Source organism: Propionispira arboris (assembly GCF_900109225.1).
GTDB lineage: Bacteria > Bacillota > Negativicutes > Selenomonadales > Selenomonadaceae > Propionispira > Propionispira arboris.
Window position 1 is genome coordinate 1 of sequence record NZ_FNZK01000004.1, and the last position, 20,956, is coordinate 20,956.

Sequence of the window (20,956 nt, forward strand, 5' to 3'; positions counted from 1 at the left end):
GGTTCTTTGTCAAGTGTTGGGGTAAAAACATAAAGTGAATTTTTAGCGAGGGGATTTCTCCTCGCTATTTTCTATTTTTATGCAGCCATATAAAGTATCCGATTTCTCATTCGTTTAAATTTTTGTATGCCATAACAAGTCCGTTTGAGTACCTTTGTTCGATTGTTACATCCTTCTATATATCCATTGCTATAACCCGTTGAAATTGCTGCAATAATTTCATTTTTCCATTCGATCACTGTCTTCATTAATTTGTTGAATTGTTTTATATCATATCTCATAACGTTTTCTTGCCACTGTTTAAATCGTTTTACATATTCTACACTATCCGTGCTGTCCATTACTTCATAAAATAATTCTTTTAAACGATAGGCCTGACTTAATTTTTCAGATACAGCCAGCATATTGGCCAATTGTTCTTTATCTTCATCTCGTTTTAAATTTTTATGCCTCTTCAATAAGAGGAACCGGCTCTTTTTAAAATATTTCCGACGGTAGTCCGAAAACTCTTTTTGGACTTCTTTGCGAACACTTTCTAATGCCCAATTCGCAAGCCTGCATGTATGGAATTTATCAGCAATAATCTTAGCATTCGGGAAACTACTTTTAATTACAGAGCGAAATAAACTGCTTAAATCCATAACTACATATTTTACATGGGCTCGCTGCTCTATGGGAAAAGACGCAAAATATTTGCACAGGTCATCCGTTTTTCTGTTTTCTAATATGTCTAAGGGTCTTTTATCCTTCGGATTTACAAGCAAGCATTGAAATTCCTCTCCATCTGCGTTTCCTTTGAATTCATCAATAGACAATACTTCTGGCAGCTGTGGTTTTGGATAGTCGACATGATCGAAAAGACGTAATGCTGTCGTAACAGAAACGTTGGTGTCTTTAGCAATCGCAGAAGCAGACTTTACTTGTGCAAATTGAGAAATAATAAATTGTTTTAGCAACGTCGTCATTCGTTGATATTTCAAAAGAAAAGGATTGTCTTCAAAAAAACGTTTTGAGCAATGCGGACAGACATAGCGTCGTTTGCGCAGGAATAAATCATAAGTTTTATGTAATAAAGGAAGATGTTTTATTTTTTGAAGGCGATAATCATGAACTTTTTGCGTCTGCTGCCCACAGGATGGGCATATATGGAGTTTACGTGGCAATTGAACCGTCAGTGAATTTTCTGTAACATTTATAATAGAAAGGTCTTCCAAGTCTAAGAAAAGTGTAGTAAACTGAATATTGAGCATAAGTGATAACCCCTTTCGGTTAGTGTTGTGGTAACTTTAATTGTAAATGAGTTATTCACTTTATGCTCTATTTTTATGCAAAAAAATATGTTGGAATAAGCAATTTGTTTTTTGCTTACCCCAACATTTATTATAGAACCATTTTTTTGAAAACATGAGACAATAATAGATGGATTGAAAGTTGAATGTTTGAGTGTTACTATATATAATACAACTTACGTGTCGCATAGAATGATTGGCAGGCAGATTTCAACTTGTATCATGAAAATTGGGGGTTCACTATGGCAATAAAGTTATTTGTAACAGATTTGGATGGAACACTTTTAAATCGGGAAAATGAAATATCAGCAGAGAATAAGCTGGCAATTCAGGATGCTGTGGCACAGGGGACAACGGTAACCATTGCTACAGGACGCATGTATGTTTCTGCTTTGCCTTATGCAAAGCAGCTTGATGTTGATGTGCCGATTATTACATATAATGGAGCACTTATCAAATCCGTTTCGGGAGAAGTGCTTTTTGAATCATATCTCGATCCGCAAACTGTGAAGGATGTTTTAGATTATTGTTTGGAACAAAACTGGTATATTCAAATTTGTCAGGATGACCGTCTGTATTTTGCTGAACGCAATGATATTGCTCGGGGTTATGAAGCGATGGCGGGGCTTGAGGGGGAAGCTGTGGGAACAGCCGGTCTATATGAAAAGACGCAACTGGTGCCTAAAATGCTTGTAATCACGAGCGGCAGTACAGAATCGGATGCAGGTGTTGCAAAACTTCAAGCCCGCTTTGGTGATCGGATTTTTGCGGTAAAATCAAATCCGACCTATATTGAGATCATCAATCCAGGCGTAAATAAAGCAACATCTTTACAGATTTTACTGGAAAAAATGAATTTACAAAAAGTTGAAGTCATGGCAATCGGTGATTCGAATAATGATTTGCCAATGCTCAAAGAAGCTGGTTTTAGTGTGGCTATGGGCAATGCCAGCGATTATGTGAAATCGGTCTGTGACTATGTTACGGAAGATAATATGCATAGTGGTGTGGCTGCGGCCATCCATAAATATGTATTGGAATAATTCGATAGAATCAGGTGAAAAAATGTCAATTAAATTAATTGCGATGGATTTAGACGGGACTTTATTAAATTCACAGAAAATAATTACGCCGCGTACGTTTGCAGCATTGCAGGCAGCAAAGGAACGAGGCATCTATATTACGATTGCGACAGGCCGAATGTATATGGCAGCAGCCTATTTCGCTAAAATGATCGGTGCACAGGTGCCCGTCATTTGCTGCAATGGTGGTTTGGTTCGGGGGGACGCTGCGCAGCCGCCAATTTTTGTCAAATGTTATAAAGAATCGGTGGCACGTGAAGTTCTTGCTGAATGTTATAAAAATGACTGGTATGCACAATGGTATATTGATACCCAGATTTATGCGAAAGATTTTCGTCCGGATATGTTTGGTTCGTATCGCACGGTAAAAGGGTTTAATCTCAATGCCGTTGGTGATGATTTTTTATCTTATACGAAAGATGTTATTCAGATTGTTATCCGTGATAAAGATGGTGGTGTAGCTGCAATTACGGAAAAGATCCGTGCTCAGTTTTCCGGTTTGCTGGACCCTCAGCAAAATACGGATATAAGTGTTGATCTGACGCCCCCGGGTATTAACAAAGCAGTGGGGCTTAAAGCACTGCTGGATCATTTGAATTTAAGATCGGATGAAGTGATGGCCTGTGGTGATGGTGATAACGATCTGGCGATGCTGGAATATGCAGGGTTTAGCGTGGCTACGGGTAATGCTCTTGAGCAGGCAAAACAAGCCGCCGATGTGGTTACCGATACCTGTGATCAAGATGGAATTGGCAAGGCGATTGAACGCTATGTACTGAAAAACCGAAGCTTTTGATTTTTTCTCCTTTTTGACCTATAATTGAATAGACTTTATTTTGAAAACTATGGAGGTGGTAACCGATGGATGATTTTCATTTAGTTATTATTACAGGCATGTCTGGTGCTGGTAAAACGCAAGTGTGCAGACATATGGAAGATTTAGGATATTTCTGCGTGGATAATCTACCACCGATGTTTATCCCCAAGTTTGTTGAGCTTTGTGCCCATTCTGCTGGCCGGGTCAATAAAGTTGTATTAGTTGTCGATATGCGCAGCCGTGAATTTTTTGATGCGCTGATTCATGTTGTTGAACAAATGGATCAGGAAAATCAACCTTATGATATGGTTTTTATGGAAGCATCCGATGCAACAATTATTCGACGCTATAAAGAAACTCGCCGCCGTCATCCGATGGCGCCAAGCTCAAGAATTAGCGATGGAATTGCCAAAGAGCGAGAACGTTTGGCGCCGATTCGCAATCGAGCCACTCATATTATTGATACAACAGAACTGAAAAAATCGGAACTAAAAGATAAAGTTTTGCGTTTGTTTGGTAATTGCCAGGGCGAACAGATGAATATTACGGTTGTGTCGTTTGGGTTTAAATTTGGTATGCCGCTGGATGCAGATATGGTTTTTGATGTACGTTTTTTGCCAAATCCGTTTTATATTGATGCTTTGCGTCATAAAAGCGGCGCAGTACCAAGCGTTGCTGAATATATTGCCAAATGGCCGGTAACGCAGCAGTTTCTTGAGAAATTAGATGATATGGTTGATTTTCTGGTTCCCCAATACATCAAAGAGGGGAAAAGCCAGCTGGTTCTTGCCGTGGGCTGTACTGGCGGAATGCATCGCTCTGTATATATAGCGAAGCATCTGTTTGAGTTTTTAAAAGCACGTGGCTATGGAGCAAATATTGAGCATCGTGATTTAATGAAAAATGATGTTCATGAACATCCGCGCCAGGAATGAGATTATGAATTGAAGTCGAGGGAATGATATGCATTTATTGAAATGGCTGTATCCGGGCATGCGATTTAAACGATGGCTGTTTTTGTTTGCAGTCGGTGTTATGATGGTCAGCTTAGGTTTGGCAGTCGTATTTAACTACAAATACATTGATAATATTGAAGAACTGATTTTTCGAACGGTATATATGTGGACTGGCACTTACTATTATATGGTAACGGCTGTGGTCGGCAGTGTCGTGATTCTAGTTGGAAGCATCATCATGCTTTTAGCAACGAGGATGATTATTCGTTCGGTTATTACTGTTTTACTACCGGATAGTTCTGACAAACTGGTTGATTTGATTTATGAAAAACGCAAACTTAACCGGGGGCCGGCTGTGACTGTAATTGGCGGTGGTACAGGGCTTTCTGTTTTGTTGCGTGGAATTAAGGAAGCGACGAGTAATGTTACGGCGGTGGTTACTGTGGCAGATGATGGTGGTTCTTCGGGGCGTTTGCGGGAGGAACTGGGGATTATTCCGCCGGGAGATTTGCGTAACTGTTTAGTGGCACTTGCCGATACAGAACCGTTGATGGAAAAATTATTCCAGCATCGATTTGGCGGCACGAGTGAACTTGCCGGGCATAGCTTCGGCAATTTGTTCATCGCGGCGATGACGGAAGTCACGGGTGATGTAGAAACTGCTTTGAAAGAATCAAGCAAGGTATTGGCTGTAAAAGGACGAGTGCTTCCGGCCAGTACAGAGATTGTGCGCCTCAATGCAACGATGACGGATGGCAGTGTGGTGGAAGGTGAATCACAAATTCCGTTGGTTCATAAGAGAATCCATCGGGTTCATCTGTCACCAGAACATGTAAAGCCAGTGGCATCTTCGATTGAGGCAATCAAAAAAGCAGATGCAATTATTTTAGGACCGGGCAGTCTGTACACGAGCATTATGCCAAATCTACTGGTGGATGATGTTGCAAAAACACTGCGGGAGAGTAAAGCCGTTAAAATATATATTTGCAATGTAATGACACAGTCTGGTGAAACGGATGGGTACACGGCGTCTATGCATGCGAAAGCGATCTTAGATCATGCTGGCCCGGGATCGATTGATTATGTCCTGGTGAACTCCGGTGTTATTTCGCCAGAATTGCAGGAATTTTATGCAAAACAAAATTCATTTCCAGTTCTTGTGGATGAAGATGAACTAAATGCACTGGGCGTTGGTTTTGTTAAAGCTGATATTATCAGCGAAACGAATGTAATACATCATGATCCAGTCAAATTATCGCGAAATGTCATGAAAATGGTTTATGGTCTGAAAGCAAATCCTGAAAATATGAGGATGCTGGATTATTATATGACTGGCAATAAATTAAAATAAAGAGGATTGAATGAAATGCCATCCTTTGCAACAGAAGTAAAAAATGAAGTGGCTCGACTTGTGGATGAAAATAGCTGCTGTAAAATAGCTGAACTCGCAGCCCTCTTGCGAATGGGCGCTGTGATGACGATGGGGGGCAAACGAAGTTTAGGTATTAATTTTACAACGGAAAATGCAGCAGTTGCAAGACGGACCCTGACACTTTTGAAATCCAGTGGCGAGGTGCGGACGGAAGTAATGGTCAGTCGGGCCAGACGGTTGAAAAAACATAACAGCTATTGTGTCAGGGTCATTCCTTCGTTGATTGTCAGTGACCTTTTGGCAAAGTTAGGTCTTATGCATGGGGCTACTCTAAACGTCGGCAGTGACAGCGCCATTTTGCGTAAACATTGCTGCCGTCATGCTTATTTGCGCGGGGCGTTTTTGGGTGGCGGATCGGTAAACAGACCGGAAGGCAGTTATCATTTGGAGCTTGTTACGGGAAGCGAAGTTTTTGCCCAGTTGCTGCTGTCGCTTTGCCGCAAATTTGATTTGCCTGTTGGACTGAGTGAACGTAAAAATGATTATATTGTTTATATTAAAGAAAGCGATGCCATTATGGATTTTTTAGCGATTATTGGGGCGGAAAATGCTTTAGTGGAGTTTGAAGTGGCTCGCAATCTAAAAGAGGTGCGTAACCAGGTAAATCGTTTAGTGAACTGCGAAACAGCAAACCTGCAAAAAACGGCGAATGCATCGGTACGTCAGATGGAACATATTAAGTTAATAAAAGCAAAGCTGGGTTTTGATAGTTTGCCGGAGCCTTTGCAAGAGGTTGCTGTGGTTCGCCTTAGCCATCCGGATTCGAGTTTAAAAGAATTGGCGGAAGTACTTCATATTAGCAAATCAGGTATAAACCATCGACTTAGAAAATTGGAAAAAATTGCAGTAGAATTAACAGAAGGTGAAGCAGATTGAATCTAAGAAAAAAAATCTTGGCGCTGAGCGCCTTTTTTATTGTGTTGGCAGCATCTTTTTTTATTGATACGATGCTGTATCCACCAAAAGGTGTGCCTATTCTTGAATACCATATGGTCAATGATACAGAAGAGGATGCTTATACGGTGCCGTCGGAAGAGTTTGCTCAGCAGATTCACTATTTAAAAGAGCAGGGTTATACGACGATCTCACTGTTGGATTTTATAAAAGCGAAAAAAGGTAAAGAAACATTACCGGACAAACCGATTATCTTGACATTTGATGATGGGTATGTTGACAATTATACGGATCTTTTGCCGCTGCTGGAAAAAGAAAATATGAAAGCTACGGTTTTTATAATTACGAATATGATTGGGACAGATGGCTATTTAAATTGGACACAGCTGCGTGATATGCAAAATAAAAATATTGAAATTGGTTCACATACAGCCAATCATCTGCCGGTGACAACACTGGACTCAAAACAGAAACACGATGAATTGAATCTTTCCAAATTACTCTTGGAATGGAATGGTATCAAGACAGTCTTTTTCTTTTCGTATCCGAATGGAGCTTACGATGATGAGACAGAGCAGATTTTAAAAGATGGTCAGTATTTAGGTGCTGTAACAGGGGATGCGGGGCTTAATACGTTTGCGACGAATCCTTATTTATTACAGCGAGTCAATATACCGCGACCACGTTTAGGTTTGATAGAATTTAAAGTGCGTCTGCTGAAAGCAGAAATTTTTACCAGGCTGGGAATTTCACAGCATGTTTGAGGTTTATAGATACAAGGGGGATGACAATGAAAGTAATTTCAAAAAAATTATTTATTTTTACAGCAGTGCTTGGTTTAGTGATGCGTTTGTCAAGTGCAGAAGCTGCACATCAGCCAATGGAAAAAGATAAAGAGGGCCTGGTGAAAATAGAACAATCACTGGTTTCAGCCGACGGCAAGGTTAAACAACCTTATTCCAAAGCACCAAAACCGGGTATCAATACGATGAAAATATGGCCGGTCGTCTCTGCTGATGTGGGGGGGACTCTGCTCTTTTCAGATAGTCCGGAAATGGTTGAACAGGATGGTATATTGTATACGGATACAGTTCAAGGGAAAAGCCGGATTTTATATTATCATTTAAACGCAACGAAATTAAACAAGAAAATTGCAGTTGTCCTGGAAAATATGTCATCAGATGAGACGGATGTTTCGGTTTCCCGTGGCGGCATGGGGACTCCTGGTGATGATTATTTATCTGTCGGCAAACAGACACAAACCGAATATTTTAAGGCACCTAAATTGGATCGGATTCATATTTTTGCCAATGGAAAGCGTTTGTTGGATTCAAAGATGAATCAGTTGATTGTCGAACCGGGACAATTGGTTTACGGTGTATTTGATTTTGAAACGAAGGTTCCGATTAAGGTATCGGTTGTCATGCTGCCAGCAGAAGATGATCCGGTGCAGTTTCTTAACCGTGCCCGTGTTTTGCCAGCTGATTCCCATCGTTTGCGCGGTACGTTTGTCGGGATGGATCGTATCGTAAAAAGCGAGCAAACCTATGACGGCAGTAAAGATGGTGCTGTTTATATTCCGCTAGCTGATGATAAAAATGATGAATATCGTACGGGAATTGATGCTACAGATGGCAGTATCGTGAAAAACTACGGGAATTATGGAATCCTTTACAAAATTCATATTCCGACGAAAGGTATGGGGAAAACCAAGTATTACCTGATGCCGCGCGGTGGTGTCTATGCCGGTGCGATGACTGTAGGGCGGGCAATGAACAGTTCAAAAGAAATGCTCTTGACCCCTGCAGATCGGACATTTTTTGGTGAGAAAATTGATGTCAATGAATTAGCCGAATTAGGAACTTACAATGATTTTGCTTCTACATGGTTTGAATTTTCACCGCCAGGAGCTTCGAATTTGCCGGTGAACCTGGTTTTGATACCGGTTGACTAAGGGGTATACTTGATTAGTTAAAGAAAAAACGCTACAATATATATCAGTAATATGTTCAAAGGCTAAAACTTTGCACAGGTTATAGAAAAGTAATAAGGAGGCTGAGCACATGGCTAAACGGATTACAACAGTGAATAAACCTTCACTTCAACGTACAGTTCATACAGGCGGCTGCGGCGAATGTCAGGCATCCTGCCAATCAGCTTGTAAAACGTCTTGTACAGTAGGAAATCAAGTTTGCGCAAAATAAGCAGCAAAGAAGGGCCTCTTGTTGTTTTCACGGCAAGGGGTCCGTTTTTTTAGGCAGATATAAAATGTATGTTTTGTTAAAGTTGGCCGCCGGCAAATGCAGCGGCATTCTTTAATTCGTTATATAACAGAAAATAAACTAAGGGCAGGGAGACAAGAGTCGTGAAAGATAGAATACACAAATTCATCCAAAATGGTATGTACATAATGTTAGATATCAATAGTGGAGCCGTCCATGTTATTGATAAGATGATTTATGATATGATGGATATTTTTGATGGCAGCAATGCCGAAGACACGGTACAAAAGCTAAAAGGGGCATATGCAGAATCTGATTTAAGAGAGTCCATTGAAGAACTCCAGGGGCTGATTGAGGCACAAGAACTTTTTGCTCCGGATATTGATGTGCCGCCGACTTTTAAAGAAGAAGGTTTAGTTAAATCCTTATGCCTTTTGGTCGCACATGACTGCAATCTGCGCTGTAAATATTGTTTTGCCGGTACAGGAGATTTTGGCCACGACCGTGGACTTATGAGCAATGAAGTCGGCGAAGCAGCAGTAGAATATATTATCAGTCATAGCGGCAGCCGCAAACATTGTGAAATTGACTTTTTTGGCGGTGAACCGCTCATGAATATGCCAGTTGTCAAACATGTAGTGTCTTATGTACGAAAGCGCGAGCAGGAAACGGGCAAGGTTTTTAAATTGACACTTACGACCAATGGCATTTTGCTCAATGATGAAACCATTGCTTATTTGAATGATAATAAAATTAGTCTGGTACTGAGTCTGGATGGACGCAAGGAAGTTCATGATCGTATGCGGCCTAATATTGGCGGTAAAGGAAGCTATGATCAGGCTCTTAAAAATTTTCAGAAAATGGTGCGTTCACGCAATGGTCAGGATTATTATCTGCGAGGTACTTTTACGGCTTATAATCCTGATTTTACAGCAGATGTGCTCGATATGGCAGACCAGGGGTTTGATATTTTATCCGTGGAACCCGTTGTTGCAAAAGATGAAGACTATGCCTTTACCAACAAGGATTTGCCGCAGCTATTTTCCGAATATGATAAATTGACGCAGGCCTATCTAGATCGCCGTCGTGAGGGAAATGGCTTTTTCTTTTTTCATTTCAATATGGATCTAAGCAATGGTCCGTGTGTTGCCAAACGTCTCAGCGGCTGTGGTGCAGGTCATGAGTATTATGCGGTAGCTTCAAATGGTGATATGTATCCATGCCATCAATTTGTGGGACGGGAAAAATATCTTTTGGGTACGATTTTTGAAGGGGTTCAGAAAAAAGATATGCCAGCATATTTTAGAAATTCTCATGTATTAAATAAAGAAAAATGCCGTGACTGCTGGGCAAGATTTTTCTGCAGCGGTGGGTGTCATGCCAATGCAGATCTCTTTAACGGTGATATTCGCAAACCGTATGAATTTGGCTGTGAACTGCAAAAAAAACGTCTTGAATGTGCTTTGATGGTCCAGGCAAGTATTGCTATGGAAAAATAAAAAAATAAAACCGATCGATGGACTCTGTTTCATTGATCGGTTTTATTTTTTTATACATTATTTTTGAGCAGGAGTTTTATGAGTTTTGGTGAAATCATCATAATGAATAGAAAGGGACATTTATAATCTTAACATAATTAATAATTATGGGTTGCACTCCAAATATAAGCATGTTTTATATTTAACGAATTTTTTGATAATTTAGCATTTTTATCATGGAATTAGCCTGGATTTTATCGAAAAATCATTGACAATCTATTGAAATTTATTGTATGATAAACATCGGGATAGAAAATAAACCGGTGGGATTCGATAAACCCCAGGGGTAGTGAAAATTGGAAGAAATAGAAAAAATTATTGATTTGCAAAAGAAGATCGTTCCTGAATTAAACGGTCTGATGGAAGAACGTTATAATCTTCTAAAGCATATTCGCTACCATCAGCCAATCGGTAGACGTGCGTTAGCAAGTCAAATGGAACTTGCTGAATCGAGTGTAAGATCTGGGATCAAGGTTTTAAAAAATGTCGGTCTGATTGAATTATCGGGACTCGGTGTCTCGGTCACACAGGCAGGACAGGCTGTAATTTCTGATCTTAGTGAATATGTCGATGTACTACATGGTTTTTCCAAACTAGAATATTTTTTGGAAAAAGAATTAGGACTTAATCAGGTTAAGATTGTTTCTGGTGATAGTGAACATGATCCTTGTGTTTTTCGAGAATTGGGACGCGTTGCATCACGGGTTTTGGTAGGTATGTTATCAGAGCATATGACCGTAGCTGTAAGCGGCGGATCCACCATGGCTGCTGTTGCAAAAGCCGTTACTGGAACTATGCCGGACATATTGATTGTTCCAACACGCGGCGGACTTGGGGAAAATGTAGAACGCCAGGCAAATTCAGTTGCAGCTGTGATGGCTAATAATTTAGGTGGACAATATCGGCTTTTACATATTCCTGAAGGATTGAATGATGAAGCACTAGAGGCCTTGAAAGTAACGGATCATACGATTGATGAAATTGAGTTTTTGATAAAAAGTGCAGATATTTTGATTCACAGCATTGGCCGGGCTGATGTTATGGTACATAGAAGAAATCATACGGCTAAGGTTGCAGAAAATATTTGCAAATTGGCAGTGGGAGAAGCGTTGGGTCATTATTTTGACCGCAGCGGCAAGTGTGTTTACACATACAATGCGAATGGTTTTCGTCTGAATAATCTGGCGGGAGTAGGCAGGACAATAGCGGTAGTTGGCGGCGCAAATAAAGCCGAGGCTATCATAGCAGTAATCAGGGCAGGCAGTCATGATGTCTTGATTTTGGATGAAGCTGCTGCCAGTAATATTCAGTCAATAATAAAATCTGAGAAATCTCAGAAAAGTTTTTAAAAAAAATTAGGGGGTATTTTCACAATGGCAGTAAAAGTAGCAATTAATGGGTTTGGACGTATTGGACGTCTTGCATTTAGACAAATGTTCGGGGCTGAAGGATATGAAGTTGTTGCAATCAACGACTTAACGAGTCCTAAAATGCTTGCACACTTATTGAAATATGATTCTTCACAGGGCAGATATGCTTTAGGCGATAAAGTAACAGCTGGTGAAGATTCTATCACAGTTGATGGCAAAAAAATTACAATTTATGCAAAAGCAAATGCAGCTGAATTACCTTGGGGCGAACTCAAAGTAGACGTAGTTCTTGAATGTACAGGATTCTACACTTCCAAAGAAAAAGCTTCTGCACATATCAAAGCAGGTGCTAAAAAAGTTGTTATCTCTGCTCCAGCAGGTAACGATCTTCCTACAGTTGTATTTAATGTTAACCATAACATTTTGAAAGCCAGCGATACAGTAATTTCCGCAGCTTCTTGTACTACAAACTGCTTAGCTCCTATGGCTGATACTCTTAATAAATTAGCTCCGATTCAAAGCGGTATCATGAGCACAATTCATGCATACACTGGTGATCAGATGACTCTTGATGGCCCACAGAGAAATGGCGATTTGAGAAGATCCCGTGCAGCAGCTGTTAATATCGTTCCTAACTCTACAGGCGCAGCAAAAGCTATCGGCTTAGTTATTCCTGAATTATTAGGCAAATTAATTGGTTCAGCACAACGTGTTCCAGTTCCAACTGGTTCAACTACAATCTTGATTGCAGTTGTTAAAGGCGCTGTTACTGTAGATCAGGTTAATGCAGCTATGAAAGCAGCAACGACTGAATCTTTCGGTTATACAGAAGAACAACTCGTATCCAGCGATATCGTTGGTATCAGATTTGGTTCTTTATTCGATGCTACACAAACAATGGTATCTGCTTTACCTAATGGTGATACTCAGGTTCAAGTTGTTTCATGGTATGATAATGAAAACAGCTATACAAGCCAAATGGTTCGTACAATTAAGTACTTTGCAGAACTTGCATAAAATTTAAAGATCTTTTGGGTCCGGCCTTGTTGGGCCGGACCATTTTAATTTAGGGAGGCCCATATATGTTAAATAAAAAGTCTTTAGCTGATATTGATGTAAATGGTAAAAAGGTTTTTGTTCGTGTGGATTACAATGTACCAATGGATGAAGCCCTTAATATTACAAATGATGCCAGAATTCAAGCTACGCTGCCTACATTACAGTATTTATTGGATCATAATGCAGCTGTTATTCTTGCTTGTCACCTTGGTCGTCCAAAAGGTGAAAGAGTGGCTAAATTTTCCGTTGCTCCAGTAGCAAAACGTCTTTCTGAAATCATTGGCAAAGAAGTGAAATTTGCTTCTGACTGTGTGGGTCCTGAAGCTGAAAAAGCAGCAGCTGCTTTAAAACCAGGAGAAATACTTTTACTGGAAAATCTTCGTTATCATAAAGAAGAAGAAAAAAATGATCCGGAATTTTCAAAACAACTCGCATCTTTGGCTGATGTTGCGGTAAATGATGCATTTGGTGTATCACATCGTGCCCATGCTTCGGTTGAAGGTATCACAAAATACATTGAAACTGTAGCTGGTTTATTGATGGAGAAAGAAATTAAATTTGTGGGTCAGGCTGTAGCAAATCCAGAACGTCCTTTTGTGGCGATTATTGGCGGCGCTAAAGTTTCAGATAAAATTGGCGTTATTTCTAATTTACTGGAAAAAGTTGATACACTCATTATCGGCGGCGGAATGGCGCATACGTTTGATGCGGCAAAAGGCTATGAAATCGGTAAATCAATTTGTGAACCAGATAAATATGAATTGGCGTTAGAATTACTCAAAAAAGCAGAAGCAAAAGGCGTTAAGGTTGTTTTGCCGATTGATTTAGTCATTGCTGATGATTTCGCACCTGATGCAAATACAAGAATTGTCGATGTGGATAAAGTAGATCCTGAATGGGAAGCACTCGATAGCGGTCCTAAAACTTCACTATTATATGCGGAAGCTATTAAAGACGCAAAAACAGTGGTTTGGAATGGTCCAATGGGTGTATTTGAAATGGATGCATTTGCGAAAGGTACAGAAGCCGTTGCTAAAGCGGTTGCTGATTCTTCAGCAGTCAGCATCGTTGGCGGCGGAGATTCTATTGCTGCTCTTAAGAAAACGGGACTTTCCGACAAAATCACGCATATATCCACTGGCGGTGGTGCAACACTTGAATTCTTAGAAGGTAAGACTTTACCTGGTATTGCAGCGATCGCTAATAAATAAAATTTTTACAAGATATTCATTTAAAATTTGAGGAGGCTGTTTATAATGCGTAAACCGATTATTGCTGGTAACTGGAAAATGAACAATACAATTGCCGAAGGTACAAAATTGATAAAAGACCTTGCTGCACTGGTTGCGGATGTAACTGAAGTAGATATCGTTGTTTGTCCGACTGCAACGGCACTGGAAGCAGTTGCCAATGCTTGTGGCAATACAAAACTTCATTTAGGTGCACAAAATGTTCATTGGGAACAAAATGGAGCTTTCACTGGTGAAATTTCCACTGCAATGCTCAAAGAACTTTGTGTAGAATATGTTATTATTGGTCATTCTGAACGTCGTGAATATTTTGCCGAAACGGATGAAACTGTAAATAAGAGAACAAAAGCAGCGATTGCAGCTGGACTTATACCTATTGTCTGCTGCGGTGAAACTCTTGAAATTCGTGAAGCTGGTACAACAAATGCTTTTGTTGGTGGTCAGATCAAAGCCGGTCTTGCTGATTTAACAGCGGATCAGGTTGCAAACATTGTCATTGCTTATGAACCAATTTGGGCGATTGGAACTGGCAAAACTGCTACATCTGATCAAGCAAATGAAGTTTGTGCATTCATTCGTCAAACTGTTGCAGAAAAATTTGGCAAAGATGCAGCAAATAAAGTTCGTATTCAGTATGGCGGTAGTGTAAAACCTTCCACAATTGCGGATCTTATGTCGAAAAGTGATGTAGATGGTGCTCTTGTTGGCGGTGCTTCTCTTAAAGCTGAAGACTTTAGTAATATTGTAAAATTCTAATAAAAATGAGGTAAAGAACATGGCAAAATCAAATGCTCCTGTTGCTTTAATTATTATGGATGGCTGGGGCTTAGGCAACATGCAGGATCCAAATAATGCGATTGCTGCTGCTAAAACACCAATTATTGATGGATTGATGGCAAAATATCCAACTACACATTTGAAATGTTCTGGCGAAGCAGTTGGTCTTCCTGAAGGTCAAATGGGGAATTCAGAAGTTGGGCATTTGAATATTGGTGCAGGCCGTATTGTATATCAGGAACTTACAAGAATAACAAAAGCAATTCGTGAAGGCGATTTTTTTACGAATCCTGTATTTTTGAACAGTATCAAATCCGTAAAAAAACACGATGGTGCTTTGCACCTGATGGGTTTATTATCGGATGGGGGCGTTCATAGCCATAACCAGCATTTATATGCACTTTTAAAACTTGCCAAACAAGAAGGCCTCAAAAAAGTATATGTTCATGCTTTTCTTGATGGTCGTGATGTTCCGCCTTCGAGCGGAGCTGATTTTGTAGCACAGCTTGAGAAAGAAATAAAAACAATTGGCATCGGCCAAATCGCTACCGTGTCAGGGCGATACTATGCAATGGATCGTGATAAACGTTGGGATCGGGTCGAAAAAGCATACAATGCTATCGCCAAAGCAGCTGGTTCGACAGCTATTTCGGCAGATGCGGTAGTTAAGGCTTCCTATGCAGATGGCAAAACCGATGAATTTGTTCTGCCAACGGCAATTGCTGGATACACTGGTATGAAATCAGGCGATGGGGTTATATTCTTTAATTTCCGTCCTGACCGTGCCAGAGAATTAACCCATGCTTTTACGGATAAAGATTTTGAAGGTTTTGCGCGTTTGGCGGATCTTAAACTTTCTTTTGCTACATTGACACAGTACGAAAAAGGCATTCATGCTGAAATTGCTTATAAGCCGCAGACTTTAACCAATACATTAGGGCAAGTGATCCAGCAGCATGGTATGAAACAGCTTCGTATTGCCGAAACCGAAAAATATGCACATGTTACGTTCTTTTTTAATGGCGGGGTAGAACAGCCTGTTGAGGGCGAAGATCGTATATTGATTCCGTCACCAAAAGTTGCAACGTATGATTTGCAGCCAGAAATGAGTGCGGTTGAAGTAACGAATAATGTTGTGGATTCCATCAAATCCAAAAAATATGATTTTATTATCTTGAACTATGCAAATGGTGATATGGTAGGTCATACGGGAATTTTGTCGGCAGCTGTTAAAGCGGTCGAAACGGTTGATACTTGTGTGGGCCGTTTCGTGGATGCAATTCGCTCCGTTGGCGGAAGCGTATGTATTACGGCAGATCATGGTAATGCAGAAGTTATGGTTAACCCTGAAACACAAGAACCATTTACGGCACATACAACAAATGTTGTACCGTTTATTATTGTTTCGGATAAAGTTCAAAAAGTACATGAAGGCGCATTGTGTGATATTGCTCCAACACTCTTAACGATTGCTGGTCTTGATATTCCAGATGAGATGACAGGTAAATCTTTAGCTGAATAAAATGTATTGCAATCGACCGGTGCAGCTGTAGACGTGCAGCTCGCCGTGTTGCTTGCTTCTTTTGAGCGAAATGATTTATAAAATAAAAGATAAATAAAATTTATGCTATATCAAAATAGTTTAATGTTTTATTTATATATTAATCGTGTAATGCAATTTTATTGGCCTTTTACAGGTCGGTAGTGTATTTATATTACTTAGTGAAGAGAGGAAGACAAAAATGATTTATTCGCATGAAGTGTCTCAAATGACATGTATAGCTAAAGAAGTGAATCATGGTTCAGCACCAATTCCAGAAGAAGGTAAATGGGTGCAGTCCAAAGAAGTTACAGATATCAGTGGTTTAACACATGGTGTGGGCTGGTGTGCACCACAACAGGGTGCTTGTAAATTAACGCTTAATGTTAAAGATGGTATTATCCAGGAAGCTTTAGTTGAAACAATTGGCTGCTCTGGAATGACTCATTCTGCTGCCATGGCATCGGAAATTTTACCAGGTAAAACTATTCTCGAAGCATTAAATACGGATTTGGTTTGCGATGCTATCAATACAGCAATGAGAGAACTTTTCTTACAGATTGCTTATGGTAGAACACAGACTGCTTTCTCAGAAGGCGGACTGCCAATTGGTGCCGGACTTGAAGATCTTGGTAAAGGGCTTCGCAGCCAAGTTGGTACAATGTATGGCACACTCGCCAAAGGTCCTCGTTACCTTGAACTTGCCGAAGGTTATGTAACCAGACTTGCTTTAGATGCAGAAGATCGTATTATTGGTTATGAATTTATTCATCTTGGCAAAATGATGGAAATGGTTAAAAAAGGCATTGCTGCTCAGGATGCTATGGATAAAGCCAAAGGTTCTTATGGTCGATTCACTGAAGCTGTAAGATACGTAGACCCTCGTAACGAATAATTTTTGAGAATAGGAAGGAATGAATTCGCATGCCATTATTTGAAGGCTATGAACGCCGTATTGATAAAATTAATGAAGCTATAAAAGAATTTGGAATTGCATCCATTGAAGATGCGAAAAAAATATGTGATGAAAAAGGCATTGATGTTGCTGAAATCGTAAGAGGAATTCAGCCAATTTGCTTTGATAATGCTTGTTGGGCTTATACATTAGGCGCTGCTATTGCAATCAAAAAGAACTGTACAAAAGCTGCTGATGCCGCAAGAGCACTTGGTGAAGGCCTCCAGGCTTTCTGTATTCCGGGTTCTGTTGCTGAAACTAGAAAAGTAGGGTTAGGACATGGTAATCTTGCAGCAATGCTGCTCACTGAAGATGCACAGTGCTTTGCTTTTTTGGCAGGTCATGAATCTTTTGCTGCTGCTGAAGGCGCAATTGGTATTGCCAGAACAGCAAATAAAGTTCGCACAACTCCTTTAAAAGTTATATTGAATGGTCTTGGCAAAGATGCAGCACAGATTATCTCCCGCATCAATGGTTTTACATATGTCCAGACGCAATATGATTATGCAAAAAGTGAAGTTAATGTTGTTCGCGAAGTAGCCTATTCCGCTGGCGAACGCAGTGCTATCAAATGTTATGGCTCTGACAGCGTACAGGAAGGCGTTGCTATCATGCATAGAGAAGATGTTGATATCTCTATCACTGGTAACTCCACGAACCCTACACGCTTCCAGCATCCTGTAGCAGGTTGTTATAAAAAAGAATGTATCGAAAAAGGTAAGAAATTCTTCTCAGTTGCTTCTGGCGGCGGGACAGGCAGAACTTTGCATCCTGATAACATGGGAGCAGGTCCTGCTTCCTATGGTATGACAGATACAATGGGTCGTATGCATTCCGATGCACAGTTTGCCGGATCCTCCTCTGTACCAGCTCATGTTGAAATGATGGGCTTGATTGGTATGGGAAACAATCCTATGGTTGGCGCAAGCGTTGCCGTAGCTGTAGCAATTCAGGAAGCTTTCAGTAAATAATTCAGTACAATGTTTGTATGCAAAAGAGGCGGTCGCTGCACAAGGCCGCCTGCTTTTTGTCGATAAAAATAAGCCGTTCCCGGTGAATGAGGGGAACGGCTTATTTTCGTATGGGTGTGTGAAATTTGTATATAAAGATTTAGCCACGGCAAGAAGTGTAGAAACCAACCAGGCTAAATGCGAGATTTTCAGGTTAATACATATTGATTAAAATAGAAAACATAAAGAAAATCAGAGAAGCACAGGCAGCCCAGCCATAGTTTGGGAATTGAATCAATAGCTTTTCAAAAAATCCCGGTTGGATCAATTTGAATGAACGGATCGATTGTGGTTCTTTTTTATATTCTCTATAAAGTGCCGGCACAGTGGTTTTCTCTTCAATGGAATTACGAATATCCTTGAATTCACGGTCAGCAAATTCTAAGACACTGGCCAGACGGCAAAAACGGCGTCTAGTTTCATCTGAGGTTCCAGCGGGATTTTTATATTCTAAATCATGCTCGATTTCAGCCCAGGCATGCTGTAGGATCGAACGGATTTGGATTTCGATTTTACAGGTATGATCAGAAGCGACGGATCCTAAACCAAATTTATTAAGCGGCAGATTGACAATTAAATGCAAGGACAAATAACCAAACCGATCAGGTGATAATTTTTTGCGCTTATCCACGGAATTTTCTTCATCAATCGAAAAGTGGCTGCGGATAAAGTCGGATATTTTATCGATTTCATCTTCGTAATACGTAATGACACGGATACCACAAATATCTGTGATATCACTTAATCTATTATATTTATCATTTGCTTTCAGAATTTTATTTTCTAAACTTGCTTTGTTTTTCGTTCGACCAATAATGGAGTGAATATGTAAAGGCTGGTTTTGGAGGAGGAGAGATAGCATGGATTGAAACTGCGTTGTTAATTTTTGATAGGAAACATAATTTTCTTCATATTTTGCAACTAAATTATTCATGTACACAATCCCCTCTTTCTTTATCTACCATGAGTATAATATAGTTTTGTGATATTTTGATGACAAAAGCGCAGTTGAAAAAATTTTTACTTTCTACATAATTAGGATAGGAAAATTTCGTTACTATAATTTAAGCTGTATTCAATATGATATATCCCATTTATGGGAGACTGACAGGCTGAAAAAAATTTTTTCAATGCATTATATATATATAATATTGATAATATGATAAAATATAAATATTATATATGCATTTGTGAAAACTGTAAAAAAAATATCCATAGTATCTATTTTCTGAATACATTTTATTCATTTTTTTACGGAAAAATGTTTTACTTATCGAAAAAAAAAGTGTAGAATATAAGCATAATGCATGTAAAAACATAAAAACTATAAAATCTTTTTTAGGAGGATAGTATTTATGAGTATTATTAATGAAGTATTTGCTAGAGAAATTTTGGATTCAAGAGGGAATCCAACAATTGAAGTAGAAGTTTTTTTAGAAGATGGCACTATGGGCAGAGCATCCGTTCCATCTGGAGCATCTACTGGTATGCATGAAGCCGTAGAACTTAGAGACGGCGATGAAAACCGCTATGGCGGCAAAGGTGTACTAAAAGCTGTTTCCAACGTAAATGACAAAATTGCTCAAGAAATTATTGGCCTCGATGCAACGGATCAAATTGGTATCGATGCGCTTCTTTGTGAATTAGATGCTACTCCGAACAAGAGTGTTTTGGGTGCAAATGCAATATTAGGTGTTTCACTGGCGGTTGCTAAAGCAGCAGCAGCTTCACATGGTTTATCTTTATATCAATATCTTGGCGGGTTTAATGCAAAATTATTACCAGTCCCTATGATGAATATTTTAAATGGCGGCGAACATGCGGATAATAATGTTGATATCCAGGAATTTATGATTATGCCGGTAGGCGCAAAATCCTTTGCGGAGGCTTTGCGTATGGGAACTGAAATTTATCATGCATTGAAAATTGTTCTTAAAAGCCGCGGTCTCAATACAGCTATTGGTGATGAAGGTGGCTTTGCACCAAATCTTACATCCAATGAAGATGCTCTTGGTGCGATCGTGGAAGCGATTGAAAAAGCAGGGTATAAACCTGGCGAAGAAGTTAAGCTGGCTCTTGATGTTGCATCTTCTGAAATATACAAAGATGGAACATACAACTTCAAGGGTGAGGGTGTTGTTCGTACCAGTGATGAAATGATTGATTTTTATGAAACATTAGTCGATAAATATCCAATTATTTCAATTGAAGATGGTTTAGATGAAAATGACTGGGCTGGCTGGAAAAAATTAACTGACCGACTCGGCAAGAAAATCCAATTAGTGGGCGATGATTTATTCGTAACGAACCCGGTTCGTTTAGCGGATGGTATTGCACAGGGGGTTGGAAATTCTATATTAATAAAAGTCAATCAGATTGGAACTCTGACGGAAACTTTTGATGCAATGCAAATGGCTAAAGAAGCCGGTTATACCTGTGTTGTTTCTCATCGTTCTGGTGAAACTGAAGATGCGACGATTGCTGATATTGCTGTAGCATTTAATGCTGGACAAATTAAAACAGGTGCACCAACTCGAAGTGATCGTATTGCTAAATACAATCAGTTGCTTAGAATTGAGCAGGAATTAGCAAGTGTTGCGAAATTTAAGGGTTTGGATGTATTTTATAATCTAAAATAACTATAGGCAGAACAGCGTAAAGTAATGATGAGTTAGCTCGATGCTTTGCGCTGCTTTTATTTTATAAATATAGTGTAGTTAGCTGATTTACGTTTCCTGTAAAACAGATAATGTAGTGTCTGTCTA

General features: G+C 39.7%; 19 protein-coding genes. 17 read left to right on the forward strand and 2 right to left on the reverse strand.

The window, feature by feature from the left end; translation table 11 throughout:
* Positions 1 to 77: 77 nt before the first annotated feature.
* Entirely contained in the window at positions 78 to 1,250 is a 1,173-nt protein-coding gene (locus BMY14_RS04875; protein ID WP_091829731.1) for an ISL3 family transposase, read from the reverse strand.
* Between the two features lie 281 nt (positions 1,251 to 1,531).
* Between BMY14_RS04875 and BMY14_RS04880 the strand changes: the two genes are divergently transcribed.
* The 16 genes from BMY14_RS04880 (at position 1,532) to BMY14_RS04955 (ending at position 18,152) form a co-directional block, all read left to right on the forward strand.
* Complete coding sequence (locus BMY14_RS04880; RefSeq protein WP_091829733.1) at positions 1,532 to 2,332, forward strand: Cof-type HAD-IIB family hydrolase; 801 nt, start codon at positions 1,532 to 1,534, stop codon at positions 2,330 to 2,332.
* Positions 2,333 to 2,354: 22 nt separating this feature from the next.
* Positions 2,355 to 3,167 (forward strand): Cof-type HAD-IIB family hydrolase, encoded by an 813-nt coding sequence (locus BMY14_RS04885; protein WP_245741277.1) that lies wholly within the window; start codon positions 2,355 to 2,357, stop codon positions 3,165 to 3,167.
* A gap of 65 nt (positions 3,168 to 3,232) precedes the next feature.
* Positions 3,233 to 4,123, forward strand: a complete 891-nt coding sequence (gene rapZ, locus BMY14_RS04890; protein ID WP_091829736.1) for an RNase adapter RapZ — start codon at positions 3,233 to 3,235, stop codon at positions 4,121 to 4,123.
* Positions 4,124 to 4,151: 28 nt separating this feature from the next.
* On the forward strand, positions 4,152 to 5,495 hold the full coding sequence (locus BMY14_RS04895) for a gluconeogenesis factor YvcK family protein (protein WP_091829738.1): 1,344 nt from the start codon (positions 4,152 to 4,154) through the stop codon (positions 5,493 to 5,495).
* Between the two features lie 15 nt (positions 5,496 to 5,510).
* Entirely contained in the window at positions 5,511 to 6,452 is a 942-nt protein-coding gene (gene whiA, locus BMY14_RS04900) for a DNA-binding protein WhiA (RefSeq protein ID WP_091829740.1), read from the forward strand.
* Positions 6,449 to 7,234 (forward strand): polysaccharide deacetylase family protein, encoded by a 786-nt coding sequence (locus tag BMY14_RS04905; protein ID WP_091829742.1) that lies wholly within the window; start codon positions 6,449 to 6,451, stop codon positions 7,232 to 7,234. Before whiA ends, BMY14_RS04905 begins: the two co-directional genes overlap by 4 nt.
* 26 nt (positions 7,235 to 7,260) lie before the next feature.
* Entirely contained in the window at positions 7,261 to 8,424 is a 1,164-nt protein-coding gene (locus BMY14_RS04910) for a copper amine oxidase (RefSeq protein ID WP_091829744.1), read from the forward strand.
* A 109-nt stretch (positions 8,425 to 8,533) separates the two neighbouring features.
* Positions 8,534 to 8,674 carry a six-cysteine ranthipeptide SCIFF gene (gene scfA / locus BMY14_RS04915; protein WP_019552511.1) on the forward strand — a complete coding sequence of 47 codons (141 nt, stop codon included), beginning with the start codon at positions 8,534 to 8,536 and terminating at the stop codon, positions 8,672 to 8,674.
* A 161-nt stretch (positions 8,675 to 8,835) separates the two neighbouring features.
* Positions 8,836 to 10,191, forward strand: coding sequence for a thioether cross-link-forming SCIFF peptide maturase (gene scfB / locus BMY14_RS04920; RefSeq protein ID WP_091829745.1), 1,356 nt, complete (start codon positions 8,836 to 8,838; stop codon positions 10,189 to 10,191).
* Positions 10,192 to 10,526: 335 nt separating this feature from the next.
* Entirely contained in the window at positions 10,527 to 11,579 is a 1,053-nt protein-coding gene (locus BMY14_RS04925) for a sugar-binding transcriptional regulator (RefSeq protein ID WP_245741279.1), read from the forward strand.
* Between the two features lie 24 nt (positions 11,580 to 11,603).
* Positions 11,604 to 12,617, forward strand: coding sequence for a type I glyceraldehyde-3-phosphate dehydrogenase (gene gap / locus BMY14_RS04930; RefSeq protein WP_091829747.1), 1,014 nt, complete (start codon positions 11,604 to 11,606; stop codon positions 12,615 to 12,617).
* Between the two features lie 65 nt (positions 12,618 to 12,682).
* The gene (locus BMY14_RS04935) at positions 12,683 to 13,870 is read left to right on the forward strand and encodes a phosphoglycerate kinase (protein ID WP_091829749.1); all 1,188 of its coding nucleotides are present in this window, start codon (positions 12,683 to 12,685) and stop codon (positions 13,868 to 13,870) included.
* Positions 13,871 to 13,915: 45 nt separating this feature from the next.
* Complete coding sequence (gene tpiA / locus BMY14_RS04940; protein WP_019552506.1) at positions 13,916 to 14,665, forward strand: triose-phosphate isomerase; 750 nt, start codon at positions 13,916 to 13,918, stop codon at positions 14,663 to 14,665.
* Between the two features lie 19 nt (positions 14,666 to 14,684).
* Positions 14,685 to 16,208 carry a 2,3-bisphosphoglycerate-independent phosphoglycerate mutase gene (gpmI, locus tag BMY14_RS04945; RefSeq protein ID WP_091829750.1) on the forward strand — a complete coding sequence of 508 codons (1,524 nt, stop codon included), beginning with the start codon at positions 14,685 to 14,687 and terminating at the stop codon, positions 16,206 to 16,208.
* Positions 16,209 to 16,428: 220 nt separating this feature from the next.
* A complete protein-coding gene (locus tag BMY14_RS04950; RefSeq protein ID WP_019552504.1) occupies positions 16,429 to 17,121 on the forward strand; it encodes an iron-sulfur cluster assembly scaffold protein in 693 nt (230 codons plus the stop codon).
* A gap of 29 nt (positions 17,122 to 17,150) precedes the next feature.
* Complete coding sequence (locus tag BMY14_RS04955) at positions 17,151 to 18,152, forward strand: GGGtGRT protein (RefSeq protein ID WP_019552503.1); 1,002 nt, start codon at positions 17,151 to 17,153, stop codon at positions 18,150 to 18,152.
* Between the two features lie 193 nt (positions 18,153 to 18,345).
* On the opposite strand, the gene BMY14_RS04965 is transcribed toward BMY14_RS04955, so the two are convergent.
* A complete protein-coding gene (locus BMY14_RS04965) occupies positions 18,346 to 19,125 on the reverse strand; it encodes a GTP pyrophosphokinase (RefSeq protein WP_091829754.1) in 780 nt (259 codons plus the stop codon).
* A gap of 421 nt (positions 19,126 to 19,546) precedes the next feature.
* Here BMY14_RS04965 and eno point away from each other — a divergent pair, with 421 nt between their 5' ends.
* Positions 19,547 to 20,830 (forward strand): phosphopyruvate hydratase, encoded by a 1,284-nt coding sequence (gene eno, locus BMY14_RS04970; RefSeq protein ID WP_091829756.1) that lies wholly within the window; start codon positions 19,547 to 19,549, stop codon positions 20,828 to 20,830.
* Positions 20,831 to 20,956 lie beyond the last annotated feature (126 nt).